This window comes from Rhodococcus daqingensis (genome assembly GCF_042665615.1).
GTDB lineage: Bacteria > Actinomycetota > Actinomycetes > Mycobacteriales > Mycobacteriaceae > Rhodococcus_G > Rhodococcus_G daqingensis.
On sequence record NZ_JBHTCS010000011.1, the window covers coordinates 157025 to 180479 of the forward strand.

Below are 23455 nucleotides of genomic sequence, written 5' to 3' on the forward strand. Positions count from 1 at the left end.
GATGGCAGACATCGATCCACAGGCGACGCAACGCGAGATGACATCGGGGTTCGCGGCGGAACTCGCCGCGGCGGGGTATGAAGACGCGCACGAGATCGGCCGTGGGGGGTTCGGCGTCGTCTATCGCTGCCTACAGCGTGACCTGGACCGAATCGTCGCGGTGAAGGTGCTGACCAGCGATCTCGACTCGGAGAATCTCGAACGCTTCCTCCGCGAGCAGCGCGCGATGGGCCGGCTGTCGGGCCACCCGAACATCGTCAAGATCTTCCAGGTCGGGGCAACGGGCTCGGGGCGACCGTTCATCGTGATGCAGTATCACGCGCGCGATTCGCTGGACGCCCGGATCCGCCACTCGGGGCCGCTCGAATGGCCGGAGGCGATCGCGCTCGGCGTCAAGATCGCGGGCGCACTCGAGACCGCGCACCGGCTCGGCACCCTGCACCGCGACGTCAAACCCGCAAACATACTGGTCACGGACTACGGCGAACCGCAGCTGACGGATTTCGGCATCGCCAGGGTGGCCGGGGGTTTCGAGACCACCACCGGTGCCGTCACCGGGTCGCCCGCCTTCACCGCCCCCGAGGTCCTCGAGGGGCATCCCCCGACGCCGGCGTCGGACGTCTACAGCCTCGGCGCCACCCTCTTCTGCGCCATCACCGGCCACGCCGCGTTCGAGCGCCGCAGCGGCGAACAGGTGGTCGCGCAGTTCCTGCGCATCACCACCCGGCCGATCCCCGACCTACGCGGCGAGGGCATACCGGAGGACGTGTGTGCCGTGCTGGAGCGGGCGATGGCCAGGGAGGCGGCCGATCGCCCCGCCACGGCCGCGGAGCTCGGGGACGAACTGCGTGCGGTCCAGGATCGGCACGGACTCATCGTCGACGAGCTCCCGGTAGCGGAGGACGAACTGCCGGTCGCCGGGCACGGCGGCCCGCATCACGACCGGACCTCGGGTCGGCACACGGTCAGGCGCGGATCCTCGGGCCGGATCACGACTCCGCCCGCGCCCGCGACGAGGTTCCGCCCGCCGACGCCGAACCGGCCACTGGTCACCCGCGGCCGGCTGATCGACCTCCTGCAGGCGGGCAGGCACAGGCAGTTGACCGTGATCCACGCTCCGGCGGGGTTCGGGAAGAGCACACTCGCCGCCCAGTGGTGCGGCGCGCTCGACGAGGAGGGGGTGGCCGTCGCATGGCTCACCGTCGACCACGACGACGACAACGTCGTGTGGTTCCTGGCGCACCTGATCGAGGCGATCCGACGGGTCCGGCCCACCCTGGCGCGGGACCTGGGGGACGCGCTCGAGGAGCACGGCGACGAGGCCGAGCGCTACGTGCTCACCACCCTGGTCGACGAGATCCACGAGAACGGCGAGCGGGTGGCCGTGGTCATCGACGACTGGCATCGGGTGACGAGCGCGGAAACGGTTGCTGCGCTGGCATTCCTGCTCGACAACGGTTGCCAGCACCTGCAGCTGGTCGTGGTGAGCCGGACGCAGGCGGGAATCCCGATGAGCCGGATGCGGGTGCGCGACGAACTCGTCGAAATCGGCTCTGGTGCATTACGTTTCGATACCCAGGAATCGCGGGTATTCCTGGTGGACCTCGGCGGCCTCGAACTGGACGACGACGACGTCCGGAACCTGACCGAGTCGACCGGCGGCTGGGTCGCGGCGATGCAATTGGCGTCGCTGTCGCTGCGTGAGTCCGAGAACCCCGCGGAGCTGATCGAGAACATCTCGGGGCGCCACCACGCCATCGGAGAGTTCCTCGCCGAGAATGTGCTCGACACGGTGGATCCGGAGATCCTCGACTTCCTGCTCGCCACCTCCGTCACCGACCGGATATGCGGCAGCCTGGCATCGGTATTGGCCGGCGTGAGCAGGGGACAGGCACTGCTGGAGGCGATCGAGGAACGCGACCTGTTCCTGGACCGGATGGACGACGACCGGCATTGGTTCCGTTACGCCCCGCTGTTCGCGGAGTTCCTCCGCAGGCGGCTCGAGCGCGACCGTCCGGACGCGGTCGAGGGCCTGCACCGTACGGCCTCCGAGTGGTTCGCCGACCACCAGTTCCTCAGCGAGGCCGTCGACCACGCCCTGGCCGCGGGCGACGACCAGCGCGCGGTCGAGCTGGTCGAGCGGGACGGCGTACGACTGCTCGAATTCACGCAGACCACAACCTTGCTCGGGTCCGTCGACAAGCTGCCCCCGGCGATCGTCGCGTCGAGCCCCCGCCTGCAGCTCATCGTGGCATGGGCCAACATCCTGCTGCACCGCATCGATCCGGCGCAGCAGGCGCTTACCGGCCTCGATACCGCGCTCGAGCGATCCGCGCTCACCGAGGGCGAGGTCGCCGACCTGAGGATCGAGGCCGATGTCGTCCGCAGCGTCATGGAGTTGCGCTCGGACCGGATCGACCGGGTGGAGGACCTCGTCGCGCAGTGCTTGGCGCGTCCCGACGCGCTCCGGCCGTGGGTGACGTCGGCGGCCGCGAACGTGGCCACCTTCGGCGCGCTCTACCGTTTCGACTTCGACGAGGTCCGCCGCCTGCAGGACTGGGCGGCGACCTACCATCGGCGGAACAGCGGCCCACTCAATGTGATGCTCGGGCACAGTTACCGCGGCATCGCGGCGTACGAACAGCTCGACCTGGCCGAGGCCGAGAATCGCTTCCGGGCCGCCCTGGCGGCGGCCAAGCGCTCAGGCGGGCTCCAGTCGCACGGTGCCCGACTGGCCGGCTCGCTCCTCGGCGAGCTCTTGTACGAGCGAGGGGAGTTGGCGGAGGCCGAAAGGCTGCTGGACAGGGGATTCGAGCTCGGTGTCGAGAGCGGCGGCGTCGACTTCAAGCTCGCCCGGTATGCCACGGGGGCGCGCGTCAAGGCCCTGCGTGGCGATCTCGCGGAGAGCAGGCGTCGGCTCGACGCGGGTGCGAGAGCCGCACGGGACCTCTCGCTGCCGCGGTTGCGGTCGAGGATCGAGAACGAGCGTGTCCGGCTCGGGTTCCCGACACCGCCCGGCTTCGTGCCCGTCGAGTATCCCGCGCGGCGACGGCCGGTGGACGGCATTGACGAGATCACCGCGCAGGTCGAGGAGGCCACCGCCATCCGGCTGCTGCTCGCGCCGCGGTCGCCGGAGCAGACCGAGCTCGCCCGCGTCTGGGCGGAGGAATGGGTGGACCGGCTTCGGGGACGTCGACGGCGGCGGGCCTCACTGCAGGCGACCCGGCTGCTCGCGGGCTGCCTCGCCGCGGCCGGCCGGACCGACGAGGCAAAGGCCACGCTCGCCGCTGTCGCGGCGACCTGTGCCGAGCTCGGGATGGTCCGTTACCTCCCCGACGGTGGACCGCAGCTGTTCGCGCTCCTCGCCGCCCTGCGGGAAGACCAGATCGGCGGGCGCTGGCGGCCCGAGTGGCCGTCCGTCCCGAGCGCGTTCCTCGTCGAGGTGCTGTCGCAGGACTGCGTCGATACGGTGTGATGGGGCGATGACCGTCACCGGGCTGTTCCTCGTCGTGATCGTGGCCATCGCCGTGACGGGGTTCGCCAAGCGGTACGGCCTTCAGGTCCCGCTCGTGCTGGTCGCCATCGGAGGCGCCGCCTCCTTCATCCCCGGCCTCCCGCGCCTCGAGCTCTCGCCGGAGCTCATGCTCGGTGTCGTCCTGCCGCCGCTGCTGTACTCGGCGGCACTCGACTTCTCGTTCAGCACCTTTCGGCGCAACCTCGCGCCGATCCTGCGGCTCGGCATCGGCATGGTGGTCGTCACCACCTTCGCCGTCGGATGGTTCGCCAACTGGCTGGTGCCGGAGCTCACCCTGGGAGTGGCGCTGGTCCTCGGCGCCGTGGTGGCGCCGCCGGATGCCGTGGCCGCGGTCGCGGTGGGCCGGAAGCTCGGTCTGCCGCACCGCATGATGGCGATTCTCAAGGGCGAGTCCCTGGTCAACGACGCCGCGGCGCTGACCCTGTTCGCGCTGACGACCGCGGCGGTCACCGGGAGGAAGATCGCGATCGGCTCGCCGATGTTGTACTTCCTCTACGAGGTCGTGGGCGGAGTTCTTGTCGGGCTTGCCCTTTCGTATGCGGTCCGGTTCGTCCGCGCACGGATCGAGGACTCACCGATGGAGACCGTGCTGGGACTGTTGCTGCCCTTCGCCGCCTACTTCGCGGCCGAGGAGGTCCACGCCTCCGGGGTGCTCGCCGTCGTGACGGCGGGATTCGTCCTCGGCCGCGACGTCGGGGACGAGTCCGTCTCGACGCGGCTGCAGGAGAGCGCGGTGTGGCCCACGATCGACCTGGTGCTGGAGACCTTCGTCTTCGCCTACATGGGATTGCAGTTGCGGTTCGTGATCGAGGACGTGCGCGACGAGGGGCTCCCCGTCCATCACATCTTCGCCTACGGGTTGGCGATCCTCGCCCTGGTGATCGTGGTTCGCCCCGTGTGGATCTTCGCCACCCAGGCCAGGAGTGAGGGCTGGCGCCAGAACCTGGTGATCTCCTGGGCGGGGATGCGCGGTGTCGTCACCCTCGCCGCCGCGTCCGGCGTGCCGCTGACGACCCTGGCGGGCGATCCGTTTCCCGGCCGGGGCGTCATCGTGGCGGTCGCCTTCACGGTGGCGGTGGGAACGCTGCTGATCCAGGGGCTGACGCTGCCGCTGCTGATCCGGCGGCTCGACGTGGCCGATCCCGACGAGGAGGAGCGGCTCGGCGAGCAGATGGCGCTCGCGCGGAGGATCTCCCACGATGCGGCCGCGCGGTCCCTCTCGGAGGTGCTGCGGGATCCGCCGACGGGGGTGCCGACGGCGGAGCTGTCGGCGCTGGTGCGGCGGGTCCAGCGGGTGTCCGAGGCCAGGGCGGACATGGATCGCATCGAGGAGGTCAGCGAACACGAGGCCAGGGCGCTGCGGGCGAGCGCGGTGTTCAACCGGTTGCGGCGGGGGGTCCTCAGGGACCAGAGGGCGGCGCTGATCGCGGCCAGGGATGCGGGCGAACTCGACGACGAGGTGCTGCGGCAGGTGCTCGACGGACTCGACATCGAAGAGGTGGCGGCGGAGTCGAGGGTGCGGCGAGCGCGGTGGTGAGCGCTCGGGGGCTGTTCGGGCACAATCGATTCGTGAACCGGACCACGATGCTGCTCGCGGCGATGACCTGTGCGGCGCTCGCGGCCGGCTGCTCCGATGCCCCCGCCGAGTCCGCGCGGCCGGCCGTGACCTCCCCGGCGGCGACGGCCGAGGCCACGACGTCCGCGGCCGCGCCCGTGGGGGACGAACGCGGGGCACTGCTCGACGATCGGCCGGTCACCGCGACGGCGGCGACGAGCCCACACGGGCAGGTCACCGCCCGCACGCTGGTCTACCGATCCACCTCTGGCCTCGACGGCAGCGGAACCGCGGTGTCCGGCACGGTTTTCGTCCCGCCCGGCGAAGCGCCGGACGGCGGGTGGCCGATCGTCAGCGTCGGACACGGCACCACCGGCGTCACCGACGAGTGCGCGCCGTCGCGCTATCCCGACCTGCTCGGTGCGGTCGGCATGGTCACCGCGCTGCTGGAGCGGGGCTACGTCGTCATCGCCTCCGACTACCAGGGTCTCGGCACATCCGGTCCACACCCGTACCTGGAGCCGAAGTCCGCCGCCTACAACCTGATCGACGGGGTCCGGGCTGCGCGGGCCGCGGTACCGAACGCGTCGAACCGCTGGGCGGCGCTGGGCCTGTCCCAGGGCGGTCAGGCATCGTGGTCGGCCGCTGAGCATGCGGCCGAGTACGGAGACGGGCTCGACTTCGTCGGCGCGGCGAACCTGTCCCCGGCCGCGGACCTCTCACACATCGCCGACGACCTGGGCGGCATCGGACTGACTCTGCCGCAACAGATCTTCCTGCCGACGTTGCTCGCGGGCAGCGAGGCGCAGCACGCGGGCCTCGATCCGGCGAACTACATCCGGGGCGCGCTGGCGGACAGCCGCGAGGTCTTGATGTCGTGCACCGAGCAGGCCGCGGCGCGGAAATGGGATGCGGCGGTGCGGATCACCAGGGCCGACAGTCTTCCGCTGACCAGCGCCGACACCGATCGGATGCGGGCATGGCTGGAGCGGATCGCGTTGCCGCAGCGACGCGCCGAGGCGCCGATGCTGGTGGTGGTCGGGGAGACCGACGATCTGATCCCCGCGGACTGGACCAGGGTGGCGGTGACGAAGGCCTGTGCGCTCGGCGACGTGGTCACGCTGGAGTCGCGGCCGGGCGAGGGGCACGCCGACGCGCGGGCCACCCCGGGGGCGGTGGCCTGGATCGCGGACCGGTTCGCGGGGGTGCCCGCACCGAACACCTGCGCGGGCACGCCGTGAGCGTCTCGTGGTCGGTGACCGCCCGACTGTCGTAGCGTCTACCCATGACCGCGACCAGCCCGCTCGACCGGCTCCGTGAGCTGTGCCTGCGGCTGCCCGAGGCGACGGAGCGCGTCAGCCACGGCGAGCCGGCCTGGTTCGTCCGCAAGGCCCCGCAGTTCGCGACCCTGGCCGACCACCATCACGACGACCGGCTGGCCTTCTGGGCGGCGGCGCCGGCCGGAGCGCAGTCGGACTGGGTGGCGCGGGATCCGGAGCGGTTCTTCGTGCCCCCCTACGTCGGCGGCCGCGGGTGGATCGGCGTGTATCTCGACCGTCCGCAGGAGTGGGACGACATCGCGGACATCGTCGAGGACGCGTACCGCACGGTCGCCCCGCGGAAGCTGCTCGCCCTGCTCGACGAGAGCGAGGGCCGGTGACCGGCACCGCCGCCGCGGTCCTGCTGGTCATCGTCGCCGCGGCCCTCGCGCTCGGCGCGTGGTGGCTGCGCACCCGCAGGACGCTCACCACCCCGGCGGAGCGTGCCGTGCACGCCACCCTGCACACCGCCTCGCTCGCGGCGAGACCGCTGCGGCGCGGTCTCCACACCGCCTCCGCGGCCGAGGCCGCTCCCCACCTGCAGTCGCTGATCGGCGCCGACGCGGTGGCACTGGCCTCCGCGGACGGGACGCTGCTCGCCTGGAACGGTCCGCACCAGGAATTGGCCGAACGGTTCCGTGAGGCCGGGCTCCGCGCGGTCGCCGGCGAGCGTCGGGTCCTGGTCGAATCCGCCGAGCTCGGTGAGCCCGAGGTCGGGGCGTTGATCGCGCAACCGTTGCTCATCGAGGATTCCGGCGTCGTCGGGGTGATGGGCGTGCTGACCACCGGGGAACCCGGGCCCGGCCTGCTCGGCGCCATCACCGAGGTCGCTCGGTACGCGTGCAGCCAGATCGAGCTGGCCGAGCTCGACGCCTCCCGGGCGCGCCTGGACCGGGCCGAGGTCCGCGCACTGCGGGCCCAGATCAGCCCGCACTTCATCTACAACGCGCTCAACACCGTGGCGTCGTTCGTCCGGACCGATCCGGACCGGGCGAGGGAGCTGATCCTCGAGTTCGCCGACTTCACGCGGTACTCCTTCCGGTCCGCGGGTGAATACACCCTGTTGGCGGACGAGCTGCGCAACATCGACCGGTACCTGACGCTCGAGCGGGCCCGGTTCGGCAAGTCCCTGGAGGTGCGATTGCAGGTCGCCCCCGAGGTGCTCAACGTCGTGCTGCCGTTCCTGGCTCTGCAGCCTCTCGTGGAAAATGCCGTGCGGCACGGGATCTCGACCAAGCCGGAGGGGGGCACCGTGAGCATCGTCGCCGCGGACGAGGGCACCGACTGCGTCATCAGCGTCGAGGACGACGGCGTCGGGATGGATCCCGAACTGCTGCGCTCGGGCTCGCTGGACGCTGTCGAGTCCGGCGGCGACCGGCCGAGCGCAAGGGAATCCGCCCATGTCGGGCTCGCGAACGTGGACGACCGGCTCCGAGCTGCGTTCGGGAACGATTACGGGCTGGTGGTCGAGACCGCACCGGGCGCGGGGACCAAGGTGAGCATGCGGGTGCCGAAGTTCCGTCCGGGAATCCGGGCCTGAGCGTGGCGGCGGGGAGGAGCGCACATGGCACGATGGTTCCGTTGTGACGCAGAACTCCGAGGGGCCGACCGCGGCCCCGCTGACAGTACTGGCCGTCGACGATGAGCGACCCGCCCTCGACGAGCTGGCCTATTTGCTGCGCGCCCAGGAGGCGGTCGGCGACATCCTCACCGCGAGCGACGCCACCACCGCGCTGCGGGTGATCAAGGATCGTCTCGGCAGGTCAGCCGCCATCGATGCGGTGTTCCTCGACATCAACATGCCCGGCCTCGACGGGCTGGAGCTGGCCGAAGTGCTCGCCGCGTTCGCGGATCCGCCCGCGGTGGTGTTCGTGACCGCACACGACGATCGTGCGGTCGCGGCCTTCGACCTCGGCGCCGTCGACTACCTGCTCAAGCCGCTGCGTGAGGAGCGGTTGGCGGAGTCGGTGCGGCGGATCGTCGCGCTCAAACAGCAGCACGGGGCCCGTGCGGGCGGACGGCCCGAGCCGGACGCGGACGAGGTGATCCCGGTCGAACTCGGTGGCGTCACGACACTGGTGCCCCGGTCCGCGGTCGCCTGGGTTGAGGCCGACGGCGACTACGCCAGGCTGCACACGGCGACCGGGTCTCACCTGGTCCGGATCCCGATCTCGGCACTGGAGTCCCGCTGGGAACAGGCGGGCTTCCTCCGGGTGCACCGCTCGTATCTGGTGTCGCTGCAGTTGGTCACCGGAATCCGCACCGTCGGCACCGGCACGGTGGTGTGCCTGCGCGCGGTCGGCGACGGGCCGGCCGTGGAACTTCCGGTGAGCAGGCGTCACACCAGGGAACTCAAGGATCGGTTGGTGCGCGCGCCCCGACAGAGCTGGACCGGTCGGTGACCGCGCCGGGGGGAGGGCCGCGGCCCAGGGAACGGGTGGTGCTGGCCCAGCGGCACGGCGCCCGGATCGTGCGCACCCGGGTGGAGGTCCAGGAACAGACCGAGGTCGGTGACGCGATGATCCGAGGGCTGGTCCGCACCCAGCTGGGGCTGGCCCTGCGGCTCGCCCTGCTCGCCACCGGGCTGCTGTGCGCGGTGCCGCTGCTGATGATCGCGTTCCCTGGCCTCTCCGAGGTGGCGGTGCTCGGTGTCCGGCTGCCCTGGCTGGTGCTCGGGGTGCTGGTGTACCCGGTGCTGCTGGTCGTGGGCAGGCTCTACATCCGGCGTGCGGAACGCAACGAGCAAGAGTTCGTCGACCTGGCCGACGACTGAGCGCGGTTGGTAGCCACGATGTCCGGACAGCCCATCCCGGTGGCCACGGTGCTCGGCCTGGTCGCCGCAGCGGTGCTGACGGTGGCCATCGGCGTCTACGGGGTCCGCCTGGCGCGCACGACCTCCGACTTCTTGGTGGCCTCGCGCAGTGTCGGGCCGCACTGGAACGCCGCCGCGATCTCCGGTGAATATCTTTCGGCCGCATCGTTTCTCGGTGTCGCCGGGTTGATCGCCAAGTACGGTGCCGATGCCCTCTGGTACCCGGTGGGTTTCACCGCCGGCTACCTGGGGCTGTTGCTGTTCGTCGCCGCCCCGCTGCGGCGGTCCGGCGCGTACACCGTCCCGGACTTCGCCGAATTCCGTTTGGGCTCGCGGCGATTGCGCAAACTCGCCATGGTGGTCGTGGCGGTGATCTGCGTCCTGTACATGGTTCCGCAGTTCCAGGGCGCGGGCCTGACGCTCGGTATCCTGCTCGGCGTACCCGTCTGGGTCGGCGCGGTCGCGGTGGCCGTGATCGTCATCGTGAACGTGGTCGGCGGTGGCATGCGCTCGATCACCTTCGTGCAGGCCTTCCAGTACTGGCTCAAGCTGACCGCGGTCGCGGTGCCCGCACTGGTGCTCGGGGTGCATTTCCTCGGCGAGGAGCGCGACCTCGGTTCACCCGCTCCGCCGGTCGTGGGGGAGCGCACCACGGTGGACGTGACCACCGACGTCGTCGTCCAGGTGTCCGAGCCGGTCGGTGTGGGCCTCGCCGGAACCCTCGACGGTGCGGAGGTGAACGGCCCGGTCACGCTGGGGCCGGGCGAGCACCTGCTCGGCTCGGGCACGGCGCTGGTGCTCGAGGCGGGCTCGCCGGTGCCGGTGGTCGCGGGTGCGCCCGCCACGGATGCCGAGTGGCTCGAGCCCGGTTGGGGGTTCGGCGGCGACCACCCGACCTACCAGGTCTATTCGCTGATGGTCGGGATCTTCCTCGGCACGATGGGTCTGCCGCACGTGCTGGTCCGCTTCTACACCAATCCGGACGGCCGGACGGCCCGGATGACGTCGCTGGCGGTGATCGGGTTGCTCGGGGTCTTCTACCTGTTCCCGACCCTGCTCGGCGCCTTCGCCCGGATGTGGGTGCCGCAGCTGCTCATCACCGGCGCCTCGGATGCGGCGGTGCTGTTGCTGCCGGGTTCGGTGCTGTCCGGCCTCGGCGGCCAGCTGCTCGCCGCGCTGGTCGCGGCCGGGGCCATCGCCGCGTTCCTGTCCACCTCCTCGGGGCTGCTGGTCAGTGTCGCGGGCGTGCTGAGCACCGACGTCCTGCGTGGCCGGGTCCGCGACTTCCGGGTGGCGTCGGTCGCGGCGGGCGTGGTGCCGCTGGTGCTCGCGCTCGGCGTGGTGTCGGTCGATCTGTCCCGGACCGTCGGGCTGGTGTTCGCCGTCGCGGCGTCCACGCTGTGCCCGTTGCTGGTCCTGGGTATCTGGTGGCGTGGGTTGACCGCGGTCGGGGCGGCGGCCGGGATGGTGACCGGAGGCGTCGTGTCCGGTGCGGCGGCGCTGCTCACCGCGGCCGGCGGCATGCTGACCGGTTGGCCCGGTGCGGTGGTCGGCTATCCGGCAGCGGTGAGCGTGCCGCTGGCGTTCCTGGTCATGGTTCTCGTCAGCCGCGCCACCCGAGGTCGGGTGCCCAAGGACATCGCGCGGACCTTCACCCGCATGCACGCGCCGGAGCGGCTCGATGTCGGCCGGGACCGGGAAGGGGACCTGCGGTCCCTGTGAGTACTTCTGGCCCCTGTGGACCCCATAAGTACTCACAGGCGGCGCAGCCGCCTACGCCGCTCGTCGCGTCGCGTCGACCGTCCGGCGCGGAATTCGACGGTTCGGCGTGTGACCACCGACACAGCCTGTCGCTGTGACCTGCGTCTCATTAGCGTCGGTGGCCTGCCGGTCCTCACGGAACCCGGCCCCCACCGACCGAGGAGTCCGCAGTGACCACAGCCGACCTGATCCCGGAGAGGTCGCCCGAGCGGCCGACCCCGGATGCGCAGGCCTTCATCGACATGCAGGCCAGTCCCGAATTCCAGGAGCTGCGCAGCCGGCTGCGGCGCTTCGTGTTCCCGATGACGGCGTTCTTCCTGGCCTGGTACGCCGCCTACGTGCTGTTGGCCACGTACGCCACCGACTTCATGGCGACCAAGGTGATCGGCAACGTCAACCTCGGTGTCGTCCTCGGGCTCGGTCAGTTCGTCTCGACCTTCGTCATCACCGCGCTCTACGTGAAGTTCGCGAACCGTGAGCTCGATCCCCGCGCCGCCGCGATCCGCGAAGAGCTGGAAGGGCCGGCCAAGTGAACGTCCTCGCAGCGGGTGCGGCCTCGGTCGGCAACCCGGCTCTCAACATCGCCATCTTCGTGGCATTCGTCGTGATCACCATGACCATCGTGATCCGTGCGAGCCGCACCACCAAGAAGGCATCCGACTTCTACACCGGCGGCGCCCAGTTCTCCGGCCCGCAGAACGGCTTCGCCATCGCCGGCGACTACCTGTCCGCCGCGTCGTTCCTCGGCATCGCAGGCGCCATCGCGGTCTACGGCTACGACGGGTTCCTCTACTCGGTCGGCTTCCTGGTCGCCTGGCTGGTCGCTCTGCTGCTGGTCGCCGAACTGCTGCGCAACACCGGCAGGTTCACCATGGCGGACGTGCTCAGCTTCCGGCTGCGCGAGCGTCCGGTCCGGATGGCCGCCGCGCTGTCCACGCTGGTGGTCTCGCTGTTCTATCTGCTCGCCCAGATGGCGGGCGCGGGTGGACTCGTCGCGCTGCTGTTGAACATCAACGGCAAGGTGGGTCAGGGCATCGTCGTCGCCGTGGTGGGTGTGCTGATGATCGTCTACGTGCTGATCGGCGGCATGAAGGGCACCACCTACGTGCAGATGGTCAAGGCCGTGCTGCTCATCCTCGGTGCCGGAATCATGTTCGTGCTGGTGCTCTTTGCGGTGAAGGGCAACTTCTCGCAGCTGCTCGCCGACGCCCAGGCGATGGTCAACGGCTCGGCCAACGAGGCGGTCGCGGGACGTGACATCCTCGCGCCCGGTGCCAAGTACGGCATCAGCTCCATGTCGCGGCTGGACTTCATCTCCCTCGGTGTCGCCCTGGTGCTCGGTACGGCGGGTCTGCCGCACGTCCTGATGCGCTTCTACACGGTGCCCACCTCCAAGGAGGCGCGTCGGTCGGTGACCTGGGCGATCGGACTGATCGGGGCGTTCTACCTGTTCACCCTGGTGCTCGGCTACGGCGCCGCCCGCATGGTCGGGCCGGACAAGATCCTCGCCGCGCCGGGCAAGGAGAACTCGGCGGCACCGCTGCTCGCGTTCGAGCTCGGTGGCACGATCTTCCTCGCCGTCATCTCCGCGGTGGCGTTCGCGACCATCCTTGCCGTCGTGGCGGGCCTCGCGATCACCGCCTCGGCCTCCTTCGCCCACGACATCTACGCCAGCGTCATCAAGCGCGGCACGGCATCCGAGGAGCAGCAGGTCCGCGTCTCGAGGATCACCGTGGTGGTGATCGGACTGGTCTCGATCGTCCTGGGCATCCTCGCCATGGGGCAGAACATCGCCTTCCTGGTCGCGCTCGCCTTCGCCGTCGCGGCCTCGGCGAACCTGCCCACGCTGCTCTACTCGCTGTTCTGGAAGAAGTTCAACACCACCGGTGCGCTGTGGAGCATCTACGGCGGCCTGATCAGTTGCCTCGTGCTGATCGTGTTCTCGCCCGCGGTCTCCGGCAAGGCGTCGTCGATGTTCCCGAACGCCGACTTCGACTACTTCCCGCTGGCGAACCCCGGCATCGTCTCCATCCCGCTCGCCTTCCTGCTCGGCATCATCGGCACCCATGTCGGCCGGGCCACGACGGAGAACGCCGCGAAGCAGGCCGAGATGGAGGTTCGTTCCCTGACCGGTGTCGGTGTCGAGAAGGCCGTCGCGCACTGAGTCGTGCTCACGACGCGTCCCGCACCTGGTGTCCGACCCAGGTGCGGGACGCCTCGCGTTGACTGTTCGCTACGATTCGTCAATGGCGAAGCTGAAGGTGTCGATCGATGTGCCGCTGTCCCCGCAGGACGCGTGGGAGAAGGCAAGCGCTCTGGATGAATTCGAGAAGTGGCTCTCGATCCACGACGGCTGGCGTTCCGAGATCCCGGCCCAGCTGACGGCCGGGACCACCGCCGAGTCGGTCGTCTCCGTCAAGGGGATGCGGAACCGGATCAAGTGGGTCATCAAGGAGTACAACCCGCCCACCTCCCTGCTCCTCAAGGGGGACGGCAAGGGCGGCGTCAAGGTGAACCTCACGCTCTCGGTGGCGCCCAAGGGCGACGGCTCCGAGGTCGGCCTGAGCATCGACCTCGGTGGAGCGCCGCTGTTCGGTCCGATCGGGTCGGGCGTGGCCCGCGCCCTCAAGGGCGACATCGAGGGCTCGCTGCGCACGTTCGTCACGCTGTACGCCTGAGCGCCGGCGTCCCCTCGCGGCACGGATCATGCTCGTGATGGTTTCGGGCATCGAGTTGTAGTTGTCCAAGCCTTGGTGGCGTCATCGTGTCGGTGGTCGTTGGCACACTGCGGGGTGTGGTGCGGCACACGACGTTCCGATACTGCCTCGACCCGACGGCCGAGCAGCAGACGATGCTGGCTCGGCACGCGGGAGCGGCGCGGTTCGCGTTCAACCAATCCCTACGCGCGGTCAAGACCGCGCTCACCCGCCGCCGCACCGATCCCGATGTGGCGGTGCCGTGGTCGGGGTTCGACCTGATCAACGCGTTCAACACCTGGAAGAAGACCGCGGACGCGGGCCGCGTATTCGTCGTCGATGCCGACGGGGTCGCGGAGGTCGCGGTGACCGGGCTGGCGTGGCGGACCGAGGTATGTCAGCAGGTGTTCGAGGAAGCCGCCGTCGACTGCGGCCGCGCCCTCGCCGCCTGGTCGACCTCCCGGACCGGGGCACGGAAGGGCCGGAAGGTCGGATTCCCCCGATTCAAGAAGAAGAATGGTGGACCGCCGTCGTTCCGGCTGCGCAACAAGCACCGGACGGGAGGCAGGCCCGCGATCCGGGTTGGCGACGCACGGCCCCGCTCGGTCACCCTGCCCGGCATCGGAATGGTGCGGGTGCACGACGACACCCGCCGGCTGCGGCGTTTGCTGGGCAAGGGGCGCGGGAAGATCCTGTTCGCCACCGTCGGCGTCCGGGGCGGACGCTGGTGGGTCAGCCTGAACGTCGAGGCCACCGACCTGGACCCCGCACACCACCACCCGACCCGTGACGGGCACGACGCTGGTGGCTGGGTCGGGATCGGCCGCGGACTGTCAGCGTTCGCTGTTGCCGCCACCGCCGACGGCCGTGAGGTAGCCCGCATCAAAGATCCACCGAAAGCGCTCGCCGCGGGGATGCGCCGTCAGCGGCGACTTGCCAGAGCAGTCACTCGAAAGGAGAAAGGATCACACAACAGCAAAGCTGCCGCGGCCCGACTGGGGCGGCACCACCGCAAGGTTCGCGACATTCGCTGGCATTTTCTGCATGAGGTGTCGAACGCACTGGTCAAGACCCACGACCGGATCGCGCTCGAGGACCTGCATGTGACTGGGATGCTGGCCAATCATCGGCTCGCCCGCGCGATCTCTGACGCCGCCTGGGCGGAGTTCGCCCGGATGCTGCGCTACAAACAGGCCTGGCGACATGGTGATATCGCCGTCGTCGACAGGTGGTTCCCCTCGAGCAAAACCTGCTCGACCTGCGGCACCGTCAGCACCGGCCTGACGCTGTCGGATCGGGTGTTCGTCTGCCCGAGGGGACACCGACTCGACCGCGATCACAATGCCGCGATCAACCTGGCCGCCTGGGCCGAGAACCAACACCACGACCACTATCACGGTGTGGGGCCTGCCCGGGCCCGGGACCCCCAAGCAGGAGGCCCGGTCACCAACGCCCGCCGACAGGACGGCCCTGGCCCACACCTTCGTGTGGGTGAAACCAGCCTGAATGACGCGGGAACCGACGCTCACCCCACACCAGGGACCTGAGCCGACGACGCCCGAGAAGGGCGGTGCCTCACAATCCATCGACCGCATTGAGACACGCTTTAGACCAGGAGCTTGGCCCGCAACATGTTCACCGCGTTCTGATCCAGCCCGAGGCCGTCGCGCACGTAACGGTCGAAGCTGCCGTACAGCCGGTTGACCTGATCGAACGAGGCGTCGAGCCAGGACTGTTCGACGGCGTCGCTGCGGCCGAGGAAGGTGTTGCTGGCCAGGAAGTCCGCGTTCACCGTCGCGCGTGGGACACCGAGGATGGTCAGCAGGACGGCGGTCGCCCATCCGGTGCGGTCCTTGCCCGCGCTGCAGTGGTACACGACCGCGCCGGACTTGTGCTGTGCGATCGCGGTGAGCAGGTCGCGGAACGCGGCATCGGAGCCCTGGAAGGTGACCATGAACGGGTAGCCGATGCTCTGGCCGATGTCCGAGGAACCCTTGACGTGCGCGTCGATGACGGCGCGCCCCAAGGTGATCGGCACGAACTCGTGGAACCCGAGCCCGTTGTTCAGGCTCACGACATCCGCGACCTTGTATGCGACCCCCGCGGGCAGGCGGTCCGGTTCGTCCTTGCGTTCCTTGGCGTTGCGCAGGTCCACGTCGAGGGTGACACCTGCCGCCGTCAGCTTCGCCTGGTCGGCGTCGGTGAGCTTGCTCAACCTGTTCGAGCGGTACACCAGGTCCTCGCGCACCCGCCGTCCGTCGGTGGTCAGGTAGCCGCCGATGTCGCGGAAGTTCTTGGCGCCCTCGAGCTGGATGTCGGGGGCGGCGGGCTGGGCCGAGACGGCGACCGGGACCAGCAGTGCGGGCGACAGCACGACCGCCGTCGCCAGCATCGAAGCGACCAAACGTGCCCGAACTCCCCGTGTCATCTCTGTTCGCGTCCTTCGTGATCTGGTGCCACCGGTCACCCGCCGGGATCCGAGGGGAGGCTACGGCAGATCGACCGCCCGCCACGGGCGTTCGCCGAAGATCCGCGGCATCAGTTCAGGATCGGGACCCCGGCCGTGTCCGCGAGCCACGTCTGGGCGAGCTGGTCGAGCGTGCCGTCGGCATAGAGCGCGTCGACGGCCGCCGAGGCGCATGCCGTCATCGGGCTGTTCTTCTCGAGGACCAGGCCGAAGAACTCGGTGACAGTGTTCGGGCGCGGGAACTGGCCGATCAGCGTGCTGTTCGGCAGATCGGTCGCGGTGATCTGGAATCCGGTCGGGATGTCCACGACCAGCGCGTCGATCGTGCCCGCGGCCAACGCGGCCTTCGCCTCGTCGTTGGTGGCGAACTCGACGGGCGCCTGCGACGGACGGATCGTCCCGGTGATCGAGGCCAGGCTGGTGGAGCCGCGCTGCGCACCGAGCCGGAAGGGGGCGAGCCCGTCGAGGGAGTCGACCGCCGCGACCGGCGTGCCCTCCATCGCGACGATGGACTGTGCCACCGCGTAATAGGGGGACGAGAAGTCGACGGCCTCGCGCCGATCGCCCACGATGGTGACCTGGTTGATGTCGAAGTCGAAGTTCTTCTCGCCGGGCTTGATCGCGTCGCCCCACGGGACCCGGATGAACTCGACCTGATCCGCTCGGTACCCGAGCTTCTCGGACACCGCGCGGGCCACCGACCCCTCGAAGCCCTTGCCGTTCGAGGGGTCGTCGCCGACGATCCACGGCTCGTAGGCGGGCGAATCGGTGGCGATGGTGAGCACGCCGTCGGTCACGGTGGCGCCGCTGTCCGGCCCGCAGTTGCCCACGGCGGCGGTGGTGGGGAGCTTCGTGTACGCCTCGGGAATCGGCGTCGGTTCCGCATCGGGACCCGTTCCGGATGCACACCCGCCGAGGATCAGCGCGGACACCGCGGCGAGGGAGGCGAGGACGGCGGGGCGATGTCCGATTCTGGGCACCCGGACATAGTGCCCAGAATCGGACCGCACGGCAATAGGAACGGTCGGTATGTCAGCGTCCGACCGTCAGCAGGTGGAAGGTGGTCTTGCCGGCGAGGCCGAAGTTGTCGTCGGCCACCAGCACGAGGGTCCGGGTGCCGTCCGGACCCGTCGGCCCCCAGGTGATGCCCTCGATGCACTCCGGGTTCACCCCGGCCGCGGCGAAGTCGAAGACCAACTCCTTGCGCATCTTTCGTTCCGTGCCGCCGAGGACGGGCTTGCCCGCGACGTTCTCGGCGCCGTGGACGTCGGTACGGAAGATCTTCACGGAGAAACCGCCGCCCGCCGAGACGTTGCGCTCGAGCACCAGGTAGTCGGAGTCGCCGACCGCCAGGATCTCGCCGATCCCGTTCACCGACGAGACGGGGACGAAGGGCTCGCCGGGCGCGAGGCGAACCGGGTCCACGTCGTAGACGAACTCGCCGCGGTGCGCACCGGTGACCCGGTCGATTCGCAGGAATCGGGACTGGCTGCCGACCTGATCGGAGATGGCCGGGCCGTCCTGGGCCAGGGCGTTCTCACTGGCGGCGGTGATGGTGGTGCCGGCGCGGTCGACGGTCACCGCCTCGAAGCCGAGGTTGTCCCGGAATCCCGACGGCGGGGTGGCCTTCGGGGTGTAGGCCTCGGGAAGCGCGTAGTCCCGCAGGAACTTGCCGTCGCGGGCGGTCTCGCGGACGAACCCGGGCAGGCCGATCCGCGCGGAGCCTTCGCTCGTGTACAGAAGGGAGTCGGAGCCGGGCAGGTAGCGGATCGACTCGGTGTCCGCGGTCCTGGGGGTGAAGGGCGCCTGGTTCGTGTCGAGCAGGGAGGTCTGACCCGTGAACTCGGCCGTGGTCAGCTTGCCCGCCTGGTCGAGCGGCAGGCGCAGCGAGTAGTAGCGCACCGGGCCCTGTTCCCCGCGATTGTCGCTGATCGCGACGTACTCGCCCCGCGCCGAGTCGTAGTCGATGCCCGACAGACCGCCGATCGGAAATCCGTCGAAGGGCGTACCGGTGGGCACCGTGATCGAGTTGACGTAGCCCAGCCTCAGGTGGCCGTTGCTCGATCCGCTGGACCCGGACGATCCGAAGTCCGGAACGGCGGTCGCGGTCGGCGCGGCGCACAGGACGAGGGCCGCAGACACCGCGGCGGTGCCGACGAGACGAACCCGGCTTCGGGCGGAGCGCATGACCTGATTGGTTGCCTGCACGAAAGACCCACTCTCGACTCAGTTTTCGGCGCCGGACGGCGCGCGATCCGTGAGCACCGTAGGTTTGCGCTGCGAGCTGTGAGTCCCGTGTCTCCCGCTGGGTGGAACTCCTCAGCAGCGGGTGGGGGCCGGCTCGCCGCGGAAGCGGGCCTCGACGTAATTCCAGGCGTCACCGAACCCGGCTGCGGCGGTGGTCATGTGCTCGGCGATGTCGTACGGCACAAAGGTCAGGTTCGCCCCTGCTGCGCAGTACCGGTGGGCCACATCGGCCACCGCGTCGTAGGGGGTCAGCCCGTCGTACATGCCGTGCCAGATGTACATCGGCACGGTCGGGATGGTCGGGTAGTACCGGAGGCTGTTCTCGCGGAGGACGCTGAGCGCCTCCGGGTTTCCGAACAGGCTGGTCGAGGCGGCGAGCTGCTCGGCGCTGCGGAACAGGCCGTGGAAGATCAGGAATCGGCGGCACTCGTTGTTCATCCAGTCGCGGAGCCACAGGCCCGTCGCGTTCAGCTGGGCCGAGACCGGCAGCCGCTCGGGATACTCGCGCTCGAGTCCCATCGCCGCGGCGAAGGCGAGCCCGAAACCCGGATGCGGGTTGAACCCGAGGCCCTGCGCCATCTCCCAGAGGTCCGCGGGGATACCGCCCGCGGCCACGCCCGCGATCTTGACCTCGGGCGCGTAGGTCGGTTGCAGCGCCGCGGCCCACGCGCTGGCCATGCCGCCGCCGGAGTAGCCGGCGAGGGCGACCGGACTGTCGGCGAGTCCGAGCTCGGCGACTTTCTGGACGGCGCGGACGCTGTCGAGCGTGATGAGGCCGCCGAGCTTCGCGGCGCCGTAGGCCCCGGTCGGCCCGAGGTGATCGGGCACCGAGACCGCCCAGCCCCGGTTGATCGGCAGGTACATGCCGGGGGCGTCGTTCAGCTCGCCGTTGAACAGCGACCGCGAGGGATTGCACTTGGTGCCCAGCGAATTGATGATCGCCTGGTAGGACACCAGCGGCGGGTTCTTGATGCCGCGGGGCAGGAATACCGTGGTCATGCCCAGAATGGGTTTGCCGGTGGAGTTCGTCGAGCGGAACGCGACCTGCCAGCCGTCGCTGTTCGCGTACAGCGACGCGTCGATGGGGCGGACCCGGACCACATCGCCGGGTCGCCGGGCCGCCAGGTCGGGAGGGGCCAGGTAGAACGGGTCCGGATCGGGCGTGGGGTAGAGGGGGCCCGCCGGTGTGGCGGACGCGGGAAGGGCCAGCCCGGCCAGCAGGAGTAGGACACCGAATGTTGTTGCCAGCAGGTGGCGGCGTCGACGCATACTCCGAGCTCCCTTGCATCCGGTCCACTGCAGTGACGGTTGAACGCGGTGGCGTTCGTTCGCGGTCGGACGCGTTACACGCTAACCCAAGGAGCCGCTGCAGGCAGCACGTCGCGACGAAAAACCCGCCCTGATCACCTTGTCTGCCGTCCAGGTGGTAACCCGTCGCGTGGTCGGTTTCGTGGTCGATCCGAGCGCAACGGCGATATATTCATAGACGGGGGTCGCCTGGAAGGAGACCCGTGACGCAATTCGACAGAACCGTCGAGGTTGCGCTCGAGCCCGACGCGGCATTCGAGCTGATCAGCCGCCCGGAACGGCTGCGCCGATGGCTGACCGTGGCCGCGCGGGTCGATCTGCGACCGGGTGGGCGGTACCGCTGGACCGTGGTGCCGGGCCACTCCGCATCCGGGACGTTCGTCGAGGTCGTGCCCGGTGAGAAACTCACGCTCCGGTGGTGGTGGGAGGACAGCGACGACCTGCCGCCCGGTAGCTCCACGGTGGCGTTGACCCTGACCCCCAAGAACGGTTCGACCGAGGTCCGGTTGGTTCACGACGGATTGACCGAGGCGCAGGCGCCGAGCCACGCCGAGGTGTGGAATCACTACCTCGACCGGCTGGCCGTTGCCGGCCGGGAAGGAGATGCGGGACCCGACGACTGGGCGGTCGCCCTCGAACCGCGCGACGAACTCACGGGTGCCGAGGCCACGCTCGTCGTGCTGCAGGAGGTGCTGCGCGGTCTCACCGCGGACGACCTGCAGCGTCGGACGCCGTGTCACGATTTCACGGTCGCCGCGCTGGCCGAGCACCTGCTCGGGTCGATCCGGAGCCTGGGGTCGGCAGGAGGAGCGACCATGCCCGCCGCCGACGCGCCCGGCGACGTGGAGTCCCGGGTCGCCGACGCCGCCCAGGCGGCAACCGAGGGATGGCACCACCGCGGTCTCCAGGGCACCGTGTCGCCGGGCTCGACTTCGATGCCCGCGACCACCGCCGTGAGCATCCTGTCGATCGAATTCCTGGTGCACGCATGGGATTTCGCCACCGCGACGGGGCAACGGCTCGAGGTGCCCGAGCAGCTCGCGACCTATGTACTCGGACTGGCGCAGAAGGTCATCGGTCCGCCGCCGCGGGAGGGCAGGGACTTCGCGGACCCGGTGCCGGTCGAGGACGGTGCGGGTGCGCTCGAACGCCTCATCGCATTCACGGGGCGGCGGCCCTCGCCCTGATCGCGTCACCGTCCGGCGGTGGTGGTGGTGCCCTCGGCAGGATTCGAACCTGCGACCTACCCTTTAGGAGAGGGTTGCTCTATCCCCTGAGCTACGAGGGCGCCGGCCCGCAGGGTTCCTGCGGGCCGTGTTGCACGTTGGAGTGTAGCGGGTACGGGTTGATTCCTAGCCGTTCGCCCGGCCGACGACCCGGCGGTGGAGCAGTTCGAGGCCGGCCACAATCGCCGCCGCCATCAGCACGTGCATCAGGATCAGCGCGGTCTTCGTGATGCCGTCGGTGTCGGCCATCGCGGCGAGGGCGATGGTGAGCAGGGGCAGCGCCGCCCCGACCACCTGGCCGACCCGGATCATGGCAGGCCACCGCAGGGACAGCAGCACGACCAGCCCGACTCCGATCGCGGTCGGCAACGCCGAGATCCCCACGATTCCGCTCGCGGAGATCGGTTTGGCGGCGCCCTTGTCGATGACCTCGAGCGAGCCGCCCGCGATCAGCGCGACCAGGTAGATCGCGAGATTGCCCACAACGGACGCCGCGGTCGTGGCGAGGACCGCCTGCCACCGGCCCAGGCTGAGCATCGTCGAGTCGGGAGTGGTGGTCGGGTGCAGGATGGTGGACATGGTGCGCTCCTCGGAACCGGGTTTCTGCGGCGCGGGTTCGCGCTGCGTGAAGAGAGCTTGCAACCTGAACCTTTATTGAGGTCAAGCTGGGTCTGGCGAGGAATTACTCGCCGCGTTTCGCGGTTGTCCAAAGAGTGAGCACTACCGAATCCATTGTTGCGAATGCATTCGGAGGGCCGGAGGTCCTCGCGGTGTCAGAGGAGGAGCTGCCCGTTCCCGCTCCGGGTCAGGTCCTCGTGGAAATGCGCGCGATCGGCGTCAATCCCATCGACTACAAGCTCTACAGCGGCGCGCTCGGCGCCAACGAGTCCAGGCTGCCGCTGCACCTGGGTGCCGAGGGCTCGGGCGTGGTGCTCGAGGTCGGCGCGAACGCGGCCGGGCCTGCGGGCCCGATCTCGGTCGGCGACGAGGTGATCGCCTACCCGGGCGAGGGCGCCTACACCCGGAGGCTGGTGCTTCCCGCGGACTACGTGTTCCCGCGGCCCAAGGCTCTGTCCTGGGAGCAGTCCGCCGGCCTGATGCTGGCCGGGACCACCGCGGCCGAGGCGATGGTCGTGACCGGCGTCGTCGACGGCGAGACCCTGCTGATCCACGGCGCCGCGGGCGGCGTCGGCTCGCTCGCCGTGCAACTGGCGGTCGCCAAGGGCGTCACGGTGATCGGAACCGCGGCGGAGTCCAACCACGAGTTCCTGCGGGGTCTCGGGGCGATCCCCGTGGTCTACGGCGACGGGCTGGAGTCCCGCGTGCGCGCACTGGCCCCGAACGGCGTCGCCGCGGCCTTCGACACCGTGGGAACGGATGAGGCGGTGGATGTTTCGCTCGCCGTGGTCGCCGACCGCAAGCGCATCGTCACCATCGTCGCGTTCGGCCGGGCCCAGCGGGACGGCTTCGTCGCGATCGGCGCGGGCAACCCGGACACGCCCCGGATCCGGAAGGCCGCACGCCTCGGCCTGGTCGAGGCGGCGGGCGCTGGCAAGCTCGATGTCGTTGTGGCCAAGACGTTTCCGCTCGAGGAGGCGGCTCGCGCGCACGCCGAGCTGCAGCGGCCGCATCCGCGGGGCAAGTTCATCCTGATTCCCTAGCCCTCCGGATCGTGCGGGCCAGGATCGGGCGCACGATCGGCTCCACGATCCCGCCGGCGCGCACGAGCACCCGGGTGAGCGGGTCGATCGAGATGTGGTGGCGGCCCTTGTCGATTCCGGCGATCACGGCCGCGGCCACCACGTCCGCGGAGACCGGGGTGATCGCGCCCGAGACGGCCGTGGTCTCCGGCGGTTTGCGGGTGTTCTCCGCCGCGAAGCCCGGGGTGTCGGTGTCCGGGGGATAGAGCACGGCGACCGTGACGCCCGCGGGCTCGACCTCGTAGCGCAGGCAGTGTGCGAGCTCGTGCACCGCGGCCTTGGTCGGCCCGTAGCCGGAGTAGCCGACGACGCCGATGACGCCCACCGTGGAGCTGGTCAGCACGAGGTGGCCGCGCCCGCGAGACACCATCCCGGGCAGCACCGCGCGCGCGGCGTGCACCGCACCCAGGTAGTTCAGCCGCATCTGCGACTCGAACTCCGAGATCGGTACCTCGAGGAACCGGCCCGGGAGCGCGGTGCCTGCACAGGCCACCAGGACGTCGCAGTCGCCGGATCGTCGCTCCAGTTCGTCGATCGCCTTCTGCAGTCCGTCCGGATCGGTGACGTCGGCGGACGCCCAGGCCGCGCCGATCGGCTCGGCGGTGGCGCGGAGCGGTTCCTCGGCGCGGGCGATGATCGACACGGCGGCGCCCCTGGCCCTCGCGGCGCGGGCGACCGCCGCGCCGATCCCCTGCGATCCGCCCGTGATGATGACGTGCGAGCGTGGCCAGTCGATCGGGATTCTCTTCGTCACCGCGCGATCGTAGGGTTTCGGTCACGAATGGTGGTCGTTTCTGTCATTCGGTTTCGGCGCGGTCATGCGTAGTCT

The 23455-nt window shown here is 69.9% G+C and carries 20 protein-coding genes and 1 tRNA gene; 14 read left to right on the forward strand and 7 right to left on the reverse strand.

Annotation, left to right across the window (positions count from 1 at the left end; translation table 11 throughout):
* Window position 1: 1 nt before the first annotated feature.
* The 12 genes from ACFQS9_RS09770 to ACFQS9_RS09825 all read left to right on the forward strand — a co-directional run bounded on the left by ACFQS9_RS09770 (window position 2) and on the right by ACFQS9_RS09825 (window position 15225).
* Window positions 2-3475, forward strand: coding sequence for a protein kinase domain-containing protein (locus ACFQS9_RS09770; RefSeq protein ID WP_378403967.1), 3474 nt, complete (start codon window positions 2-4; stop codon window positions 3473-3475).
* Between the two features lie 7 nt (window positions 3476-3482).
* Entirely contained in the window at window positions 3483-5072 is a 1590-nt protein-coding gene (locus ACFQS9_RS09775) for a Na+/H+ antiporter (protein WP_378403969.1), read from the forward strand.
* 32 nt (window positions 5073-5104) lie between these two features.
* A complete protein-coding gene (locus ACFQS9_RS09780; RefSeq protein ID WP_378403971.1) occupies window positions 5105-6331 on the forward strand; it encodes a lipase family protein in 1227 nt (408 codons plus the stop codon).
* A gap of 44 nt (window positions 6332-6375) precedes the next feature.
* Window positions 6376-6750: an MmcQ/YjbR family DNA-binding protein gene (locus ACFQS9_RS09785; protein ID WP_378403973.1), complete on the forward strand. Its 375-nt coding sequence runs from the start codon at window positions 6376-6378 to the stop codon at window positions 6748-6750.
* On the forward strand, window positions 6747-7949 hold the full coding sequence (locus tag ACFQS9_RS09790) for a sensor histidine kinase (protein WP_378403975.1): 1203 nt from the start codon (window positions 6747-6749) through the stop codon (window positions 7947-7949). Before ACFQS9_RS09785 ends, ACFQS9_RS09790 begins: the two co-directional genes overlap by 4 nt.
* A gap of 43 nt (window positions 7950-7992) precedes the next feature.
* Window positions 7993-8811 (forward strand): LytR/AlgR family response regulator transcription factor, encoded by an 819-nt coding sequence (locus tag ACFQS9_RS09795; RefSeq protein ID WP_378403977.1) that lies wholly within the window; start codon window positions 7993-7995, stop codon window positions 8809-8811.
* Complete coding sequence (locus tag ACFQS9_RS09800; RefSeq protein WP_378403979.1) at window positions 8808-9182, forward strand: hypothetical protein; 375 nt, start codon at window positions 8808-8810, stop codon at window positions 9180-9182. Before ACFQS9_RS09795 ends, ACFQS9_RS09800 begins: the two co-directional genes overlap by 4 nt.
* A gap of 18 nt (window positions 9183-9200) precedes the next feature.
* The gene (locus ACFQS9_RS09805) at window positions 9201-10943 is read left to right on the forward strand and encodes a sodium/solute symporter (protein WP_378403981.1); all 1743 of its coding nucleotides are present in this window, start codon (window positions 9201-9203) and stop codon (window positions 10941-10943) included.
* Between the two features lie 209 nt (window positions 10944-11152).
* Window positions 11153-11515 carry a DUF485 domain-containing protein gene (locus ACFQS9_RS09810; protein WP_378403982.1) on the forward strand — a complete coding sequence of 121 codons (363 nt, stop codon included), beginning with the start codon at window positions 11153-11155 and terminating at the stop codon, window positions 11513-11515.
* A complete protein-coding gene (locus tag ACFQS9_RS09815; RefSeq protein WP_378403984.1) occupies window positions 11512-13146 on the forward strand; it encodes a solute symporter family protein in 1635 nt (544 codons plus the stop codon). The genes ACFQS9_RS09810 and ACFQS9_RS09815 overlap by 4 nt, the downstream gene beginning before the upstream one ends.
* Before the next feature lie 82 nt (window positions 13147-13228).
* Window positions 13229-13660 (forward strand): type II toxin-antitoxin system Rv0910 family toxin, encoded by a 432-nt coding sequence (locus tag ACFQS9_RS09820; RefSeq protein ID WP_378403986.1) that lies wholly within the window; start codon window positions 13229-13231, stop codon window positions 13658-13660.
* 116 nt (window positions 13661-13776) lie between these two features.
* Complete coding sequence (locus tag ACFQS9_RS09825) at window positions 13777-15225, forward strand: RNA-guided endonuclease TnpB family protein (protein WP_378403988.1); 1449 nt, start codon at window positions 13777-13779, stop codon at window positions 15223-15225.
* A gap of 59 nt (window positions 15226-15284) precedes the next feature.
* Here the strand turns inward: ACFQS9_RS09825 and ACFQS9_RS09830 are convergent, their stop codons facing one another.
* The 4 genes from ACFQS9_RS09830 to ACFQS9_RS09845 all read right to left on the reverse strand — a co-directional run bounded on the left by ACFQS9_RS09830 (window position 15285) and on the right by ACFQS9_RS09845 (window position 19661).
* Complete coding sequence (locus ACFQS9_RS09830) at window positions 15285-16070, reverse strand: tyrosine-protein phosphatase (RefSeq protein WP_378403990.1); 786 nt, start codon at window positions 16068-16070, stop codon at window positions 15285-15287.
* Window positions 16071-16216: 146 nt separating this feature from the next.
* Window positions 16217-17116, reverse strand: coding sequence for an ABC transporter substrate-binding protein (locus ACFQS9_RS09835; RefSeq protein ID WP_378404167.1), 900 nt, complete (start codon window positions 17114-17116; stop codon window positions 16217-16219).
* 61 nt (window positions 17117-17177) lie between these two features.
* Window positions 17178-18332 (reverse strand): esterase-like activity of phytase family protein, encoded by a 1155-nt coding sequence (locus ACFQS9_RS09840; RefSeq protein WP_378403992.1) that lies wholly within the window; start codon window positions 18330-18332, stop codon window positions 17178-17180.
* Window positions 18333-18464: 132 nt separating this feature from the next.
* Window positions 18465-19661 (reverse strand): lipase family protein, encoded by a 1197-nt coding sequence (locus tag ACFQS9_RS09845; protein WP_378403994.1) that lies wholly within the window; start codon window positions 19659-19661, stop codon window positions 18465-18467.
* A gap of 242 nt (window positions 19662-19903) precedes the next feature.
* Between ACFQS9_RS09845 and ACFQS9_RS09850 the strand changes: the two genes are divergently transcribed.
* Entirely contained in the window at window positions 19904-20887 is a 984-nt protein-coding gene (locus tag ACFQS9_RS09850; RefSeq protein WP_378403996.1) for a TIGR03086 family metal-binding protein, read from the forward strand.
* 25 nt (window positions 20888-20912) lie between these two features.
* Here ACFQS9_RS09850 and ACFQS9_RS09855 read toward each other — a convergent pair.
* Window positions 20913-20988, reverse strand: a tRNA-Arg gene (locus ACFQS9_RS09855).
* Window positions 20989-21052: 64 nt separating this feature from the next.
* A complete protein-coding gene (locus ACFQS9_RS09860) occupies window positions 21053-21505 on the reverse strand; it encodes a DUF6069 family protein (protein WP_378403997.1) in 453 nt (150 codons plus the stop codon).
* A gap of 191 nt (window positions 21506-21696) precedes the next feature.
* Between ACFQS9_RS09860 and ACFQS9_RS09865 the strand changes: the two genes are divergently transcribed.
* Window positions 21697-22587, forward strand: a complete 891-nt coding sequence (locus tag ACFQS9_RS09865; protein WP_378403999.1) for an NADP-dependent oxidoreductase — start codon at window positions 21697-21699, stop codon at window positions 22585-22587.
* Here the strand turns inward: ACFQS9_RS09865 and ACFQS9_RS09870 are convergent.
* Window positions 22571-23380 carry an SDR family NAD(P)-dependent oxidoreductase gene (locus ACFQS9_RS09870; RefSeq protein ID WP_378404002.1) on the reverse strand — a complete coding sequence of 270 codons (810 nt, stop codon included), beginning with the start codon at window positions 23378-23380 and terminating at the stop codon, window positions 22571-22573. The two genes, ACFQS9_RS09865 and ACFQS9_RS09870, sit on opposite strands and share 17 nt — an antisense overlap.
* Window positions 23381-23455 lie beyond the last annotated feature (75 nt).

Coding starts and splice junctions, on each gene's coding strand:
- ACFQS9_RS09770 (WP_378403967.1), top strand. CDS start 2: ATGGCAGACATCGATCCACAGGCGACGCAACGCGAGATGACATCGGGG.
- ACFQS9_RS09775 (WP_378403969.1), top strand. CDS start 3,483: ATGACCGTCACCGGGCTGTTCCTCGTCGTGATCGTGGCCATCGCCGTG.
- ACFQS9_RS09785 (WP_378403973.1), top strand. CDS start 6,376: ATGACCGCGACCAGCCCGCTCGACCGGCTCCGTGAGCTGTGCCTGCGG.
- ACFQS9_RS09805 (WP_378403981.1), top strand. CDS start 9,201: ATGTCCGGACAGCCCATCCCGGTGGCCACGGTGCTCGGCCTGGTCGCC.
- ACFQS9_RS09820 (WP_378403986.1), top strand. CDS start 13,229: ATGGCGAAGCTGAAGGTGTCGATCGATGTGCCGCTGTCCCCGCAGGAC.
- ACFQS9_RS09830 (WP_378403990.1), bottom strand. CDS start 16,070: ATGCTGGCGACGGCGGTCGTGCTGTCGCCCGCACTGCTGGTCCCGGTC.
- ACFQS9_RS09840 (WP_378403992.1), bottom strand. CDS start 18,332: ATGCGCTCCGCCCGAAGCCGGGTTCGTCTCGTCGGCACCGCCGCGGTG.
- ACFQS9_RS09845 (WP_378403994.1), bottom strand. CDS start 19,661: ATGCGTCGACGCCGCCACCTGCTGGCAACAACATTCGGTGTCCTACTC.
- ACFQS9_RS09860 (WP_378403997.1), bottom strand. CDS start 21,505: ATGTCCACCATCCTGCACCCGACCACCACTCCCGACTCGACGATGCTC.